13 protein-coding genes are annotated in these 14,798 nt (G+C 40.6%); 3 read left to right on the top strand and 10 right to left on the bottom strand.

The features are described 5' to 3' along the window. Positions 1-10: 10 nt before the first annotated feature. The 6 genes from AC3II9_RS16880 to AC3II9_RS16855 are packed head-to-tail and all read right to left on the bottom strand — an operon-like array spanning position 11 to position 5,350. On the bottom strand, positions 11-427 hold the full coding sequence (locus AC3II9_RS16880) for a Zn-ribbon domain-containing OB-fold protein (RefSeq protein WP_489157308.1): 417 nt from the start codon (positions 425-427) through the stop codon (positions 11-13). Between the two features lie 6 nt (positions 428-433). Continuing rightward, positions 434-1,600 carry a thiolase C-terminal domain-containing protein gene (locus AC3II9_RS16875; RefSeq protein ID WP_391369604.1) on the bottom strand — a complete coding sequence of 389 codons (1,167 nt, stop codon included), beginning with the start codon at positions 1,598-1,600 and terminating at the stop codon, positions 434-436. Positions 1,601-1,604: 4 nt separating this feature from the next. Beyond that, positions 1,605-2,045 (bottom strand): hotdog family protein, encoded by a 441-nt coding sequence (locus AC3II9_RS16870; RefSeq protein ID WP_489157307.1) that lies wholly within the window; start codon positions 2,043-2,045, stop codon positions 1,605-1,607. A 12-nt stretch (positions 2,046-2,057) separates the two neighbouring features. Beyond that, positions 2,058-2,573, bottom strand: coding sequence for an FAS1-like dehydratase domain-containing protein (locus AC3II9_RS16865; RefSeq protein WP_489157305.1), 516 nt, complete (start codon positions 2,571-2,573; stop codon positions 2,058-2,060). 19 nt (positions 2,574-2,592) lie between these two features. Next, positions 2,593-3,756 carry an acyl-CoA dehydrogenase family protein gene (locus tag AC3II9_RS16860; RefSeq protein WP_489157303.1) on the bottom strand — a complete coding sequence of 388 codons (1,164 nt, stop codon included), beginning with the start codon at positions 3,754-3,756 and terminating at the stop codon, positions 2,593-2,595. Positions 3,757-3,778: 22 nt separating this feature from the next. Next, positions 3,779-5,350 (bottom strand): class I adenylate-forming enzyme family protein, encoded by a 1,572-nt coding sequence (locus AC3II9_RS16855; protein WP_489157302.1) that lies wholly within the window; start codon positions 5,348-5,350, stop codon positions 3,779-3,781. Positions 5,351-5,487: 137 nt separating this feature from the next. On the opposite strand from AC3II9_RS16855, the gene AC3II9_RS16850 reads away from it, so the two are divergent. Both AC3II9_RS16850 and AC3II9_RS16845 read left to right on the top strand, forming a co-directional pair. Then, on the top strand, positions 5,488-6,054 hold the full coding sequence (locus AC3II9_RS16850) for a TetR/AcrR family transcriptional regulator (protein ID WP_489157300.1): 567 nt from the start codon (positions 5,488-5,490) through the stop codon (positions 6,052-6,054). A gap of 195 nt (positions 6,055-6,249) precedes the next feature. Next, positions 6,250-7,863, top strand: a complete 1,614-nt coding sequence (locus AC3II9_RS16845; RefSeq protein WP_489157298.1) for an MFS transporter — start codon at positions 6,250-6,252, stop codon at positions 7,861-7,863. Positions 7,864-8,006: 143 nt separating this feature from the next. Here the strand turns inward: AC3II9_RS16845 and AC3II9_RS16840 are convergent, their stop codons facing one another. The 4 genes from AC3II9_RS16840 to AC3II9_RS16825 form a co-directional block, all read right to left on the bottom strand. Continuing rightward, on the bottom strand, positions 8,007-9,767 hold the full coding sequence (locus AC3II9_RS16840) for an ABC transporter ATP-binding protein (RefSeq protein WP_489157296.1): 1,761 nt from the start codon (positions 9,765-9,767) through the stop codon (positions 8,007-8,009). Next, a complete protein-coding gene (locus AC3II9_RS16835) occupies positions 9,764-11,518 on the bottom strand; it encodes an ABC transporter transmembrane domain-containing protein (RefSeq protein WP_489157295.1) in 1,755 nt (584 codons plus the stop codon). Before AC3II9_RS16835 ends, AC3II9_RS16840 begins: the two co-directional genes overlap by 4 nt. A gap of 126 nt (positions 11,519-11,644) precedes the next feature. Continuing rightward, complete coding sequence (locus AC3II9_RS16830; RefSeq protein WP_489157293.1) at positions 11,645-12,886, bottom strand: ABC transporter permease; 1,242 nt, start codon at positions 12,884-12,886, stop codon at positions 11,645-11,647. Further along, positions 12,879-13,775 (bottom strand): ABC transporter ATP-binding protein, encoded by an 897-nt coding sequence (locus AC3II9_RS16825; protein WP_489157291.1) that lies wholly within the window; start codon positions 13,773-13,775, stop codon positions 12,879-12,881. The genes AC3II9_RS16830 and AC3II9_RS16825 overlap by 8 nt, the downstream gene beginning before the upstream one ends. A gap of 790 nt (positions 13,776-14,565) precedes the next feature. Here AC3II9_RS16825 and AC3II9_RS16820 point away from each other — a divergent pair. Continuing rightward, the coding region (locus AC3II9_RS16820) for a hypothetical protein (RefSeq protein ID WP_489157290.1) at positions 14,566-14,798 on the top strand (233 nt) is incomplete at its 3' end.

Here is a 14,798-nt window from a genome sequence, read left to right as displayed (position 1 = left end):
CGAAACCTCCTCACCCTTTTTTAAATTTAATAAGAGAGATATCTTCAAACACTTGATCGTCTACTACGACTTCAACCGGCATACCGATTTCAATTTCATGTGGGGAAGCATCGAGCATATTGCCTACAATTCGGGCGCCGTTTTCCAATTCGACTAACACTACTTCATAAGGGGTCTGGAAACCTGGGTGCACAGACCGATGATACACGACATAAGAATAGACCGTTCCTTTTGTCGGTGCTTCTACCCATTCCAACTCAAAACTGCGACAATTATGGCAAGCAGGGCGCGGCGGATGTAATACCGTCCCACACTTACTGCATTGTTGAAAATGTAGCTTTTTCGTTTCGCGTAGCTTTTGCCAAAATACCTTAGTATCTTCATTCATGTTTGGCCTCGGTGTGCCAATTCCTGTATATTGCACCATATTTGTTTACTCCTTTCTTAAAATGAGCCCACTCGTTGGTACACCTAAACCACCTGTAACGAGCACATTTTCCACATGATCAATTTGTGTTGTGGACGTACCACGAATTTGACGGACGCCCTCTGTAATTAAATTCATACCATGTAAATATCCTTCTGACATTAAGCCACCTGCTGTATTAATCGGTAACTCACCGTAACGATTAATTCGCGTACCCCCTTCACAGAAGGCTACCCCTTCGCCTCGACCAACAAAGCCAAGTGCTTCTAACTGCATCGGAATTAACGGGCTAAATGCATCATAAAACTGTGCTACATCAATATCTTGCGGTGTAATTCCAGCTTGTTTGAATAATTTTTTACCGTATTCTTCTACCTCATGTAAAAAAGTAATTTCATCGCGGTAATAGCTCGTCATCACTTCCCCATTCGTTGACATCCCTTGACTCACCCCGGCAATAATAGCCGGTGTTTGTTTTAGTGCCCTTGCACGTTCTGGTGTCGTTACAATAACAGCAACCGCACCATCCGTACTTAAACAGCAATCATGCCGACGAAGTGGCTCGACATTGATCGGTGATGCCATATACTCTTCCATTGTCATCGTACGATTATAAAAAATAGCTTTCGGATTGCGGTTCGCATTTTCACGATTGACTAATGGTGCCCATGCTAACTGTCCATCCTTAATGCCGTATTCATGAATATAACGATTAGCAAACATCGCTACCCACGAAACAGGTGTCAGTAAGCCGTATGGATGATACATCCCCATGTATACATCTCCGCTTACCCTCGTTGGCTCAAAATCACCGTAACGCATCGGACCAGAAGCATCCCGAATTGAACGAACACAAACGACGTAATTGGCTAAACCAGATGCTACAGCCGCAGCTGCACTTGCAACCGTTCCACAACTCGCCCCCCCACCATAGGGCACTTGATTGAAGTAGCTTAAGTTTGGAATGCCGAGTGCGCGTACAATATCAATTTGAGTAGCACTATCTAGTGTATAATTCACCATTCCATCGATATCTTTAATATCTAGTCCGGCATCCTCTACTGCATTTAAAATCGCTTCGAGCGCCATTTTCAGTTCAGTTCTTCCACAATTTTGACTAAACTCTGTTTGACCAATCCCTACAATTGCTGTTTTTCCTTGAATCGTTTCCACATGTTTACCCCCTTGGTAAGGCTACTACGCCTGCTCCTAATGCGTGATAACCTAAGTTATTTTTACCTGCAAACTCCACTTCTACTAGACACTCATCGTTTTCTTCATATTTTTTTGTGACCCGTCCACTAAAGACAATCGTGTCATTCGGATAGTTAGGTACGGCTAGTTTGAGCGAAATTTTCTTCAAAGTGCCTTCTGGTCCTGTCCAATCGGTTAAATATTTCCCAACAAGACCATTTGTCGTTAAAATATTCATAAACACATCCTCAGCTCCTGCCGCCTTTGCAGCCCTATGATCGTGATGGACGATTTCGTAATCATGTGTGGCTGAAATGGCACCGCCAACAACGAGCGCTGCTGTTACCTCTCTAGTAGCAGTTGGCAACTCCATTCCGACTTCGACTGCATTCCACGTCGTACTTGCATACATTGTCGCTTTCATTTCACATTCCTCCTATTCTTGTACTTGCGCCTTATACGATAAAATTGTGAAGGACTGCTTACATACAACCTCATTACGCTGATTTGTAAATTTATATAAAAATGTAGAGAAGTAACCAGGGCCTCGTGCTGTTTGCTTCAACGGTGAGATTTCTTTTACTGAAATCGTGTAACTAATTGCATCTCCCACTTTCATTGGTTCAAAATATTCTTGTACTTGTTCTGTCGCAACGATGGAAGAATAGCCATGCTCCTTGAGTAGCTCGACTAAATGCTCCATTGTATTTTTTTCACGTTTTACTTTTGGCCATAGTGGATTCATTGTATACACTTGCACTTGCGTTGGCGGTGCGATAATGCCCCCGTACCGTGTTTCCTTCGCATACTCTTCATCATGATAGAGTGGATTTGCGTCCTCCATCACTTCACAATAATGGCGAATCATGGGGCGGCATACTTCATCCGCCCCTTTTGTCACCTCGGATTCAATCCCAACTAACGCTTGCAGCATTTCATTTGTTAATGACATGATTCTCTCCTCCTTTGTATTAGGCGCGTGGTAAGGCCAAACCGAAGCGGGCTACTAAATCACGCTGTACATCATTGGCACCACCACCAAATAAAAACACTAGTCGTTTCTTCGCATAGTTCTCTGCATCACCATTTGCGATTGCCCACTCTGAGCCGTCTTGTACTTGCCCGAAAAGCCCCATAATATGCATGCACGAATCAAAGACACGTTGATTTATTTCAGCTGCAAATACTTTATTCATCGACGGTCTAAATGGAGCGACTCTTTCGTTTTCATGTCCCCATGCAGCACGGTAATTGAGTAAACGTAATACGTCTAAATTCATCTTCATTTGTGCAAAATGCTCCTGCACCCAAGGGCGATCGATGACACGCTCTCCATCCATAACGGTTTCCTGAGCAAAAGCCAATGTATCTTCCACCATGCGCTCCATCCGTGCATATGTTGAAAGCATTAGGCGTTCTAGTGATAATTGTGAAGTAATGTATTCCCAGCCTTTATTTTCTTCCCCAACAAGCGCCGAAACAGGTACGCGAACATTTTCATAGTACGTAACATTTGTTTCCTCGCCCATTAATGCCATTGGTGTGACAGAAAAGCCTGGGTCCGTCGTCGGTACTAAAAAAATTGAAATCCCTTTATGCTTTGATACAGTCGTATCTGTCCGTGCTGCAAGCCAAATATAATCTGCAATATGTGCGTTCGTTGTAAAAATCTTCTGTCCGTTGATGACATACTCATCACCATCACGTACAGCTGTTGTTTCTAAAGCAGCTAAATCGGTCCCTGCCTGTGGCTCAGAATAGCCAATCGCAATCTCCACTTCCCCTTTTAAAATTTTAGGTAAGAAGTAATTTTTTTGTTCCTCGGTCCCGACCTTCATTAACATCGGACCAACAGTTTCTAGTGTAATGAACGGAATATTGACACCTGTACGATCAATTTCCTCGATGAAAATGTATTGCTCTAGCGGTGTCAGACCTTGCCCCCCATATTCCTTTGGCCAACCGACGCCTAACCAGCCATCTTCCCCGAGCTTTTGAATGTAAGCCTTCCAAATCGGGCCGCCCTCTGGTGTTACTTTCAGCTCTTCAATTAACTCCTCTGTAATTTGCTCCTCTAAGTAAGCACGAATTTTTTGGCGGAGTGATTCTTGCTCTGCTGTTAACTCAAAATTCATTTACTTCATCACCTTTCTTTTTTTATTCCACTAGATTAGTAGTATATTGTTCACGTAAATCACGTTTTAATAACTTACCTGATGATGTACGTGGTAAATCCGTTGCAAACTCGATACACTTTGGACATTTGAAGCTCGCTAGTCGCTCTCTACAATAGGCTGTAATTTCTTCTACAGAAGGTGGGTCTTGCAAATTATTCGGAATGATGACAGCTAAAATCTCTTCTCCCCATTCCATACTTGGGATACCAATAACTGCTGCATCTGAAATTTCTGGATGACCAATAAGCACATTTTCGATTTCCTGCGGCGCAATATTTTCACCACCACGAATAATCATGTCGGAGTTACGGCCTTTCAAAAACAAATAACCGTCCTCGTCTAAATACCCCATATCCTTTGTATTAATCCAACCATCAATCATCGTTTCTTTTGAATCATCCGGACGATTCCAGTACCCTTTCATCGCCTTAGCTGTTTTAATGTAAACGTTACCAATTTGGTTGATCGGTAACTCATTCTTTTCGTCATCAAGGATTTTAATCTCCACATTCGGTAACGGCTTCCCAACCGAATGCAAGCGTAAAATCTTTCGTTCAATTTCTTCCGGTGTGCCAACAAGTTTATGATCATCTGGTCCTAACACTGCTACCGTAGATGTCGTTTCTGTCATGCCGAAAGCATTGGCAAAATCAACAGATAACGGGAACATCTCTATTGCCTGACGAATTATTGGAAACGGCATCGGTGCAGCACCGTACGATAAGCTTTGTAAACTTGAAAAATCCGTTTGTTTAAAACGTGGATGATCGATAATACGTTTTAACATCGTCGGTACTAAAAATGCGTGCGTTACTTGCTCCTTCTCTAATGCGTCGAGCCATGTATCCGCATCAAACTGACGAATTAAGACGATACGGCGTCCCCCATAAATACAATTGCAAATGCTCGTTGCGCCAGCCACATGATAGTTAGGCACGCACGTTAACGATGCGCCATTTGGCAAACCAGTTGCTGCTTCAGTATGCCCCATCACATAATTTGTCAGCTGCGTATACGTCAGCATGACACCTTTTGGTAAGCTTGTTGTCCCACTCGTATAAAGCAAAATCGCAAGATCATCTTCCTCAATATCGGCAAATTCAATCATCGGCTCACTGCTTGCAATATAGGATTCATACAATTCATACCCTTGCGCATCGTCTCCAATGACAATGGTTTTTTCCACTTTGCACGAAGGGTCTTGTAAAAAGGGTTCAATTGACTTCACATAGCGACTTTCAATGAGCAACACTTTAATCTCACTATCTCGTAACATATACGCCAATTCTTCCGGCTTTGCCCGGTAGTTAATCGGTACGATTGTTGCGCCTATTTGAAATGCTGCAAAAAAACCTTCCACCACTTCGGGACTATTTGTTGAAATAATACCGACCCGATCTCCATGTCCTACACCATCACCTGCTAATTGAGTAGCGAGTGCCCCTACACGCTGCAAAAGTTGCGCGTAGCTTTGACGTTTATTAAAAAACGTCAAAATTTCTTGCTCCGGTGCAATACTCGCGGCAATGGACAATAGCAAATATGCATTCATTTCACCACACCCTATCCCTGAATATTCAGAAAATTGTTTTTATTGCGATTATCATAATATATAATTCCGAATATAGCAATAATAGTTTGAAATTTTTTTAATTAGAACTAAAAAATAACAAATAGTGGGGTGTTTTGATGCAAATAAAAAAAGACCGCCGTGCACAGCAGTCTCGTCGTTTAATCAAGCAAACTTATATTTCGCTCATAAGGGAGAAAGGCACTGTCGTGATACCTATTACAGAAATTGTGGCACGCTGTAATATTAATCGTTCTACGTTTTACATGCATTTTCAAACGAAGGAGGATTTACAAAACCAAATTACATCAGAGTTTATCGAGGATCTTTGTGCACTTATCCAGCAATATGCACGTTCATCTCCTAGATCTTTTTTTGATCATCATGTACAACTAACGATTTTCAAATATGTCGATCAGCATTCTTATTACTTCCATACATTACTAACCTACACAGATTCTTTTTTGAAGAAGCTTTCTCATGCACTGTATAACGTATTTTTACTTTCGGTACGAAATCAGATTGCGTCACCTCAAATTGTTGCCACTTATTATGCGTCCGTGATTACAGGGATGATCTATCATTGGAGTATTGAAACCAACTACGAATACAACGCCCAGTATATGGCTCAAGAAACGACAAAGCTTTTTGAATCGAATATGCTTTGTCAGGAGCTAAGCAAGTAAAAAGGGAGAATAATGTCGAACCCTAAGTTAAATACCATCAAAAGGGACGGGAGTGTTGGATATACGACATTTCTGTGTATTTTGTGGATTGAAAACAAAATATCTACTCTTTTATAATGGGGCTTAATAAATATGGTGAAAGGAGATTTTTCACATTGTAAGCGCTTCAATTATTTATAAGGGAGATGATAAGGATTGAATAACTTCGTAAACAAGCACGAAAGTGAGAAGGTCACGAAAAAACAGTGGGTTCAATTTTTGGCTTTAGTATTTGGGGCATTTGTCGCAATTGAAGCAATGGCATTTCAAGCACCTGCTATTCCTGTTATTTCACAGCACTTTGAACTACCAACATATTTAGCCGGTTTAATCTTACTAACTTTTTATATTGCTTCTGCAACACTGTATCCGATTGTAGGACGTTTAGCAGATCAGTATGGACGCAAAAAGATGTTGGTCATCGGGATGATTATTTTCACTGTTTCTGAAGTAGCCGCTGCCATTGCTACGGATTTCACGATTTTCCTCATCGCTCGGGTATTCCAAGGGGTGGCAGTTGGCTTTATATTACCGGTTGCCATTGCCTATATCGGTGTTATTTTCCCACCTGAAAAGCGTGGGATGGCTTCAGGCATTTTTTCATCCGTGCAAGCGATTGCAGCGATGTCAGGGGCTGCCATTGCCGGCTACTTAATTTTACAATACGGCTGGCCCATCATTTATTGGGTAAGTGCCGCCTTAGCTTTTCTTGGTTTAGTCGTTGTCCTTTTATTCGTAGAGGAATCGAAAGGAGAAAAGCAATCATCCTTTGACTTTATCGGTATGCTCCTGATCTTTGTAACATCAGCAACGTTACTATCCGTTTCAACAATCGGTAAAATGTTCGGCTTCTTTTCGCCTTATACAATTATAACGGGCATTGTAGGAATCGTCGCAGTTGCCCTCTTATGGATTTGTGAGAATCGCATTAAAAACCCTTTAGTCGAGTTATCCTTATTGAAAATTAGATTATTTAGTATGGCAGTCGGCATTAACTTACTCATCGTAGCAACCTTTATGCTATTCATCTATTGCATGAATTTCTTCACAGCATCACGACCAGGCGGAGATGCATCCCAGACAGGATTATTTTACATGTTTCTATACGGGGCATCATCTATTGGGGGCTTATTCGTAGGTCGCTTAGCAGATAAATTCAACGGTCGATCCATTCTCATTAGCATTTTCTTTATCCCTATTATCATTATGTTTATATTTACGACGATTAGCGCTACAACTTCTTTTAATATTATTGCTGCATTAGCGGTATGTCTTGGTTTTGTATCCGGAGCGAATACGCCAATCTTAATGAAATTTGCTTTAAACCAAGTACCGAAGGAAAAGTTAGCGGCAGGCGCAGGCTTATTCTCCTTCATCCGTGATTTTGGGACACCATTAGGCTCGGTATCAGGCATTGTGCTCTTCTCAACTTTTAAAGATTCTGCATTCAAAGAGTCCTTACTCGCTTCTGCAAGTAAAGCAGGGGTTTCTAGCGAGCATTCAGCAGCATTACTAGCAGCCGGCCAAACTGGTACAGTAGACAATAGTGCCTTAGCCGAGCAGCTTTCTACACTAGGCGTATCATTTGAGTCCATGTATTCGGTAGCGCATGTAACGAGTCTTACATCGACTGTTCATACGATTGCTTATATTGCGATGGCACTATTCGCAATCATTCTCTTCTTATGCTTCTTAATTCCAAAAGAGAAAAAAGCACCTGCCCCAGCCGTTGCACCAAATATGCAAATAGCTGAAGAAACAATGTCATAGGCTGTTGTACTTTACAAACTAGGCGATCCTAAAAGTGAGTCACTATCGACTTTTAGGGTCGCTTCATTGTTGCACTAAAAGGATACGGTATTTTCCAACCATACCTAAAAGCCGGCTAAATTATTTATTTAACCAGCTTCTGCTCATTCTACTATGCCATTTTGTAGTAAATACATTTTATGATAAAGTCCTTTTTGCGCAAGCAATGCCTGATGTGTGCCGCGCTCGATAATTTCCCCTTGATGTAACACTAAAATTTGCTCTGCCTCTTGAATCGTTGATAAACGGTGTGCAATCGCAATCGTTGTGCGCCCTTTACGCATTTTATCCAGTGACGCCTGAATCGCTACTTCTGTTTCTGTATCAATCGATGCCGTCGCTTCATCCAACACAAGAATTTTCGGGTTTGTTGCGATTGTTCGTGCAAACGCTATTAATTGACGCTGCCCACTTGAATACGTGGAACCGCGCTCTGTGACATGCTCATTTAACTTCTCTGGCAACTCCTCAATAAAATCCGCTTGCACAAATTTTGCTGCCGCCTCTACTTCTGCATCCAACATATCCCCATACAAACGGATATTACTCCCAACTGTCCCGTAAAATAAAAACGGATCTTGCAGCACAAGACCGAGCTTGTGACGTATTTCCTGCTGACTATATTGTTTAATCGATATTCCATCAATGAAAATATCTCCCTGCTCAAATTCATAAAAACGCATTAGTAAATTGATAATGGAGCTTTTACCAGAGCCCGTATGCCCTACAAGTGCGACTGTTTCACCAGGACATACTGTAAACGAAATATTTTTTAGTACATCTGTTTTGCCGTCGTAGCTAAACGTAACATCACGAAATTCAATCCGACCATCCGTAATTTTCGCTTCAACCGGATATTGCTTAGGCTCCTCGTCTGTTTCATCTAATACTTCAAATACACGCTTTGCTGCTACAACCGCTTGCTGGAAGATGGCAAGTTGCTCCATCATCTGATTAATGGGCTCAAAGAAGCGGCTAATATATGTGACAAACACATACACTACACCCACTTCCACAGCTGTATTAAATGAAGCCATGCCAAAATACGTAAGTAACACGATAATCGCGGCAAAATAGACAAGGTCGATAATTGGACGAAGCAATAGGCTATTCAACTTTGTATTCCGCATCATCGCATCATAGTGCGCTTCATTAATCGTATCGAACTCCTCGTGTAAACGCCCCTCTTGACGAAATGCCTGCACAATGCTCATCCCTGATAATGACTCAGCTAATTTCGCATTGAGCTCACTTAGCTTTTCACGCATCGCCATATACACGACGGCGCTTAACTTCCGATAAATATAAATAATGTACACAATGATTGGTAAAACCATCAGCACATATAACGCAAGTACAGGATTTAATAAAAACATTGCTACGTATACACCGACAATTAAAAAAGCGGCTTGAATAACGCTGATTAATACATTTACAAATAAATCTTTAATCGCTTCGGTATCATTTGTTGCGCGCGAAACGATTGCTCCTGCTGGCACTTTGTCAAAATACCGCATCCCGAGTCGGTGTATTTTACTAAATACATCGATTCTTAGTTGCTGAACGACCTTTAAGGCAATGACTTGAAATTTATAGTGTTGATAATAGCGGAATATAACATTTAATACCTCGATCCCAATAAAAGCGCTCGCTAATAAAATAAGCGGTCCCGTTTCAAAATAACGAGGTATAATATGATGATCGATAAATATTTTAATTAAATATGGTGTAATAACTTCCCCAGTGACCGACAGTACTAACACAACAAGCGCAAACGTAAGCGCCTTTTTATGTGGGTGTAAGTATGTAAAGAGACGCTTTAAAATCACAGCTTGCTCCTTGCGACTAATTGTCTGCTTACTCATGCTGACCCACCTCGTTCCACTAATTGCTCTAGTTGTTGTAGCTCATACATTTCATAATACCGCCCCTTTAATGCCATCAGCTCATCATGTGTCCCTTTTTCTATAACCGTTCCACTTTCCATAAACAGAATGAGCTGTGCATGCGAAATAGCACTTAAACGGTGCGAAGTAATAATGGTTGTTGCATTAGTACGTTCCTCTTTTAATGACTGCAAAATAGCTTCCTCTGTTTTCGCATCGACAGCTGATAGCGAATCATCTAAAATAAGTAAATTCGGCTGCATGAGTAACGCACGTGCGATGGAAATCCGTTGCTTTTGTCCACCAGACAGCGCTACTCCACGCTCGCCTACAACGGTGTCATACCCTTTAGAGAAGCGCAAAATGTCTTCATGAATATGCGCTAACTTCGCTGCTTGCTCTACTTGTTTATATGATGCCTGTTCATTCGCAAAAGCGATATTGTGAAATACACTTGTGGAAAAAAGAAAGTGATCTTGCGGCACATAGCCAATCGCTTCTCGAAGTCGCTCTTTTTTATACTCTTCGATCGCTATACCGCCGTACATAATTTCCCCTTCATATTGATCAAATTGTCGGAGAAGTAACTTTAAAATAGTAGTTTTCCCTGCCCCTGTTTTACCAACAATACCTAACGTTTCACCTTCTTTTAGCTCAAAGAAAATATTCTTTACTGTTGGATGAGCGTCTCCTGGAAATGTAAATGAACGAACATTAAAGGTGATTGCACCACTTGGCACCTGATTAATTGCACCCTCTATATCTTCCATCTCTACTGGTACACTAAGCAATGATTCAATGCGGTCATAGGATGCACTTCCCCGTTCTACAATATTAAAGAGCATACCAACAGCTAACATCGGCCAAATGAGGAGACCTAAATACGTCGTGAATGCTACTAAATCACCGACCGTCATTGCTTCTTCTACGATAAACTTAGCCCCAAACGCTATACTTAAAAAATAACTAATGGCCACGACTAAACTAATTGTTGGGTCAAATAAAGCATCAATTTTCGCAACGCGCACATTTTTCTCTACAACCTCACTTGATAATCGACGGAAATCTTCAATATCTGCCGCTTGATAACCAAAGGATTTAATGACCTTTACACCAGATATAGACTCCTGTGTTTTATCATTTAAGTCGGAAAATGCTTGTTGTGCGGTACGGAATCGTTGATGCAATAACTTGCCGTAATAACTTGTGGATAAAGCCATTAACGGCATCGGAAGGAGTGCAATTACTGTAAGGCGCCAATCAATCGTAAATGCCATCGCTAAAATGACAAACCCACCTGTTGTAACGGAGTCAAAAAGTGTTAACACCCCACCTCCAGCCGTTTGTTGTACAGCCGCAATATCGTTTGTCGCATGTGCCATTAAATCACCGATACGACGTTGTTGATAAAATGACGGGCTCATTTTTGTCAAATGATGAAATAACTTTTCGCGCAACGCTTTTGCTAAATAATTAGAAGAACCGAAAATTTTCTTCCGCCAGTAGTATCTTAAAATATACATCGTAATGGCCACACTAACAATGATGGTAAGCCATTTTAATAGGGATGTGGCAGTCAATGTCCCGGCCCCTATTTCATCTAACGTCATGCCAATTATTTTTGGCGGGATGAGTTGTAATAATGCCACTAGTACAAGCATTGAAATACCTAGAATATATTCTTGCTTTCGCTCCTTAAAAAACCACCTTAGCTTGATAAATATTTTCATGAAATCCCTCCATCAGATTCGTCTATTTTACCAAATTTTCAGAAAAATTAGAATGGTTTTTAGCGGAAGTGTTTCGATTATTGAAATAAAAAATCCCCTCCAAGTAAGCACTTAGAGGGAATCAGATTATGTTGTGACTTTAAATACAGTTTTAATTTTTTGGATGACGCCGCCTGTTGAGTATGTTAATACGCTTCGTTTATAGAATGATAGACTGAGGAAGTAAACAGCAGCCACTGTCAACCCTAATACGGCTAATGAAATAATTGGTTCTATCATGCCCATATCGGTACCACCAATGCGCATTGGCATCACCATTCCCGCTGTAAACGGAATATAAGAGAATACTTTAATGAGCATTGTATCAGGATTATTCATGCCCGCGATCATGACATAGAACGCGAGGATAATGACAATCATCGCTGGCATCATCACTTGATTCCCTTCTTCTACTTTGGAAACAAGTGAGCCAAATAGTGCCCCAATAATTAAATATAGTAAAATCGTTAACACTAAGAAGAGGATAACAAAAATATAATAGGAAACTGATAGTTCACCTAGAAAACTTGTCACCATATCCCATTTTGCGCCATCATCTGTAAAGCGCAATAAACTGAATAATACTGCCAAAATGATAGTAAATTGTGTCACCGCGATTAAGAACACACCAAATACTTTCGAGCGGAAATGTGTCTCGGGCTTTACGCTGACAAGTAACATTTCAAGTGCTCGGGAGCCTTTCTCACTTGCTACATCTGTCGTAATAATGGATAAAAATGAAATGACTATGATATAAATAATAATACCTGCTGCATAGGAACCGAGCATCCCTGCCATCTTTTCTTCTGTCGATTTCCCTTCATTCTCTACCACATTCACTGTTGTCATACCAATTAGTGGTGTTGTATCAAGAAGAAGCGCCGCCTGTTCATCCGTTAAATTTAACTGACCAATTGAAAATAGCTGGGCAGCTGTTTCAATATCATCTGTTAACTGCTGCTGTATGGAAAACGTTAGTGGATCATACGAATAAATTTGGGCAGCTAGTTTTCCTTCTGTTTCTGAAAGCTCAATTGCAGCTACGTACTCCCCGTCCTCAAGTGATTGATCCATCGTTTGCATATCCGGAATCGTTTCATATACTAGATCACTTGAATCATGAAAGTGCTCTGTCACATTGGATTCTGTATGATTATACAATGCAACAATATCCGCTGGACGATCTTCGTCAGTAAATATCCCTTTAATTTCCGGCCAAAACGTCACACCAACAATGATTAATAAGTAAAAGGCCGTCGAAAAAATAAATGTTTTTGATTTAATTTTTTGCTTATAGAGCTGCTTGAGTAATACGCTGAATTTAGACATGTGTGCCACCTACTTGATCTTTAAAGATTTCATCGAGTGATAAATAATCGAGGCTAAATTTTTCAATATATTGCCCGTTGGAAACGACCTTAAATATCTCTTCAGCAAATCGCTCATCTCCGAGTGTAAGCACATATTCATCCTTTACGTATTGACATTCTTTCACACCTGGCAACGTCATATCACGCAGAGACAAATCCGTTCGAATCGTCAATTTTGTTTTTCCGTACTGTTTCTTTAAATCAATTAATGAGCCTGAAAATAGAGATATACCGCGCTTTAATAAACATAAATGATCACAAAGCTCCTCAACGTTATCCATCTGATGACTAGAAAATAAAATCGTCATCCCTTGATCACGGAGATGTAAAATGGCATTTTTGAGTAAATCTTTGTTGACCGGGTCAAGCCCGCTGAATGGCTCATCTAAAATGAGAAATTTGGGCTTATGGATGAAGCTAGCAATAAGTTGCACCTTTTGTTGATTCCCTTTAGATAATGTTTCTGCCTTATCTTTCCTCTTTTCCTCTAGCTCAAAGCGCTCAATCCAAAAGTCGATTTCGCGCTTCAGCTCGTCTCGTTTCATCCCACGTAGCTCGCCAAAAAAGTACAGTTGTTCTTCTACTTTCATTTGTGGAAAAATCCCACGTTCTTCCGGTAAGTACCCTAAAATATCACGATTGACTTTATTCATCGGGGTACCTTCCCACGTAATTTTCCCTTCCGTCGTTTCCTGTAAATCTAAAATCATTCGGAACGTTGTCGTCTTCCCTGCACCGTTTTGTCCGATAAGCCCAAAAATTTCACCCTTGTCGATTGTAAAATTCAAATCTTGCACAGCGGTAAAATCTTTGTACCGTTTCGTCACATGTTCAAGTTTTAAACCCATGCCCATACTCCCTTCTCTTTCTACCTACAATCTATATACGGATAAGATTTTCATAAAGTTTCAAAAATTGGTTTATCTTTAAAAATCAAGATGAAAATTTTGAAGATTATTTATGAACTCTAAATGAGCAAAAATTCATCCTAAAAATACCATTTAAATAGTGAAAGGTTTATATCATAGCCTCCGCGCTTTGCCACAGCCTACACAGGAGCTAAAACAGGCGTGGCCTGTTTGGATCTCCTGTTACGGCTCCTGTGGCTATGGCGCGCTACGGTAAAAGTGAATACTTCTCGATATGCTAGAAAAATATTTCTCTTATCTATATAGAAGGCATTTGTTTTTTAGAGTCAGAAAGAGTATTTGAAATAGGTGAATGCACTACCTTTGTTAAATTAGCCTACTTTTTTAACTCTAAATTTTAAAAACCGACTATATAAAAGAAATCATTTTCTTTCGATTTGCAAGTGTAATTACCCAGTCTCTACCGTCATGAATGAGCATCTTTCTTTATTTTTAGCCAGGTGTGTTGATTAACAAAATATTCCTTTATAGAAGCTTATTTTTTAGCAAAACGTAATCAAAAATGACTTGCCAGTTGATTGAAGCGGAATGGGCGAGACTCCTACGGGAAAAGCATGAGCGGAAGACCCCGCAGGAGCGAGGGACGAGCGACGAGGAGGCTGAGGCCACATACGTGTAAACTTAAGAAAAATTTCATGCAAAAAGGATTAATCCTCTCCAACTTTAGGGATAGATAGAAGTAACATCAATCGACAGGAGAGGATTTTCCATGTTACAGAAAGCATCTATTACCTTACTACAACAGGTGTTTCAAGCAATCGGACCGAAAAAAGTCATCCAACTCGCGACCGAAAGTGGGTTCATTCAACGTAATCGTTCACTCCATCCATTTGCCTTCCTGATGGTCCTTTTTGAATGTAAAGGCGATTTCATCAACCCCAGTTTATTTAAATTATGTGCCCTGTTTATGAAACAAAACGTCTTTTTAAGCCGAGCTGGTCT

The sequence above is a fragment of the Lysinibacillus sp. RU7 genome, from assembly GCF_057837305.1.
The sequence above is the reverse complement of the archived record's forward strand: the minus strand, read 5'-3'. Positions and strand labels throughout refer to the sequence as shown.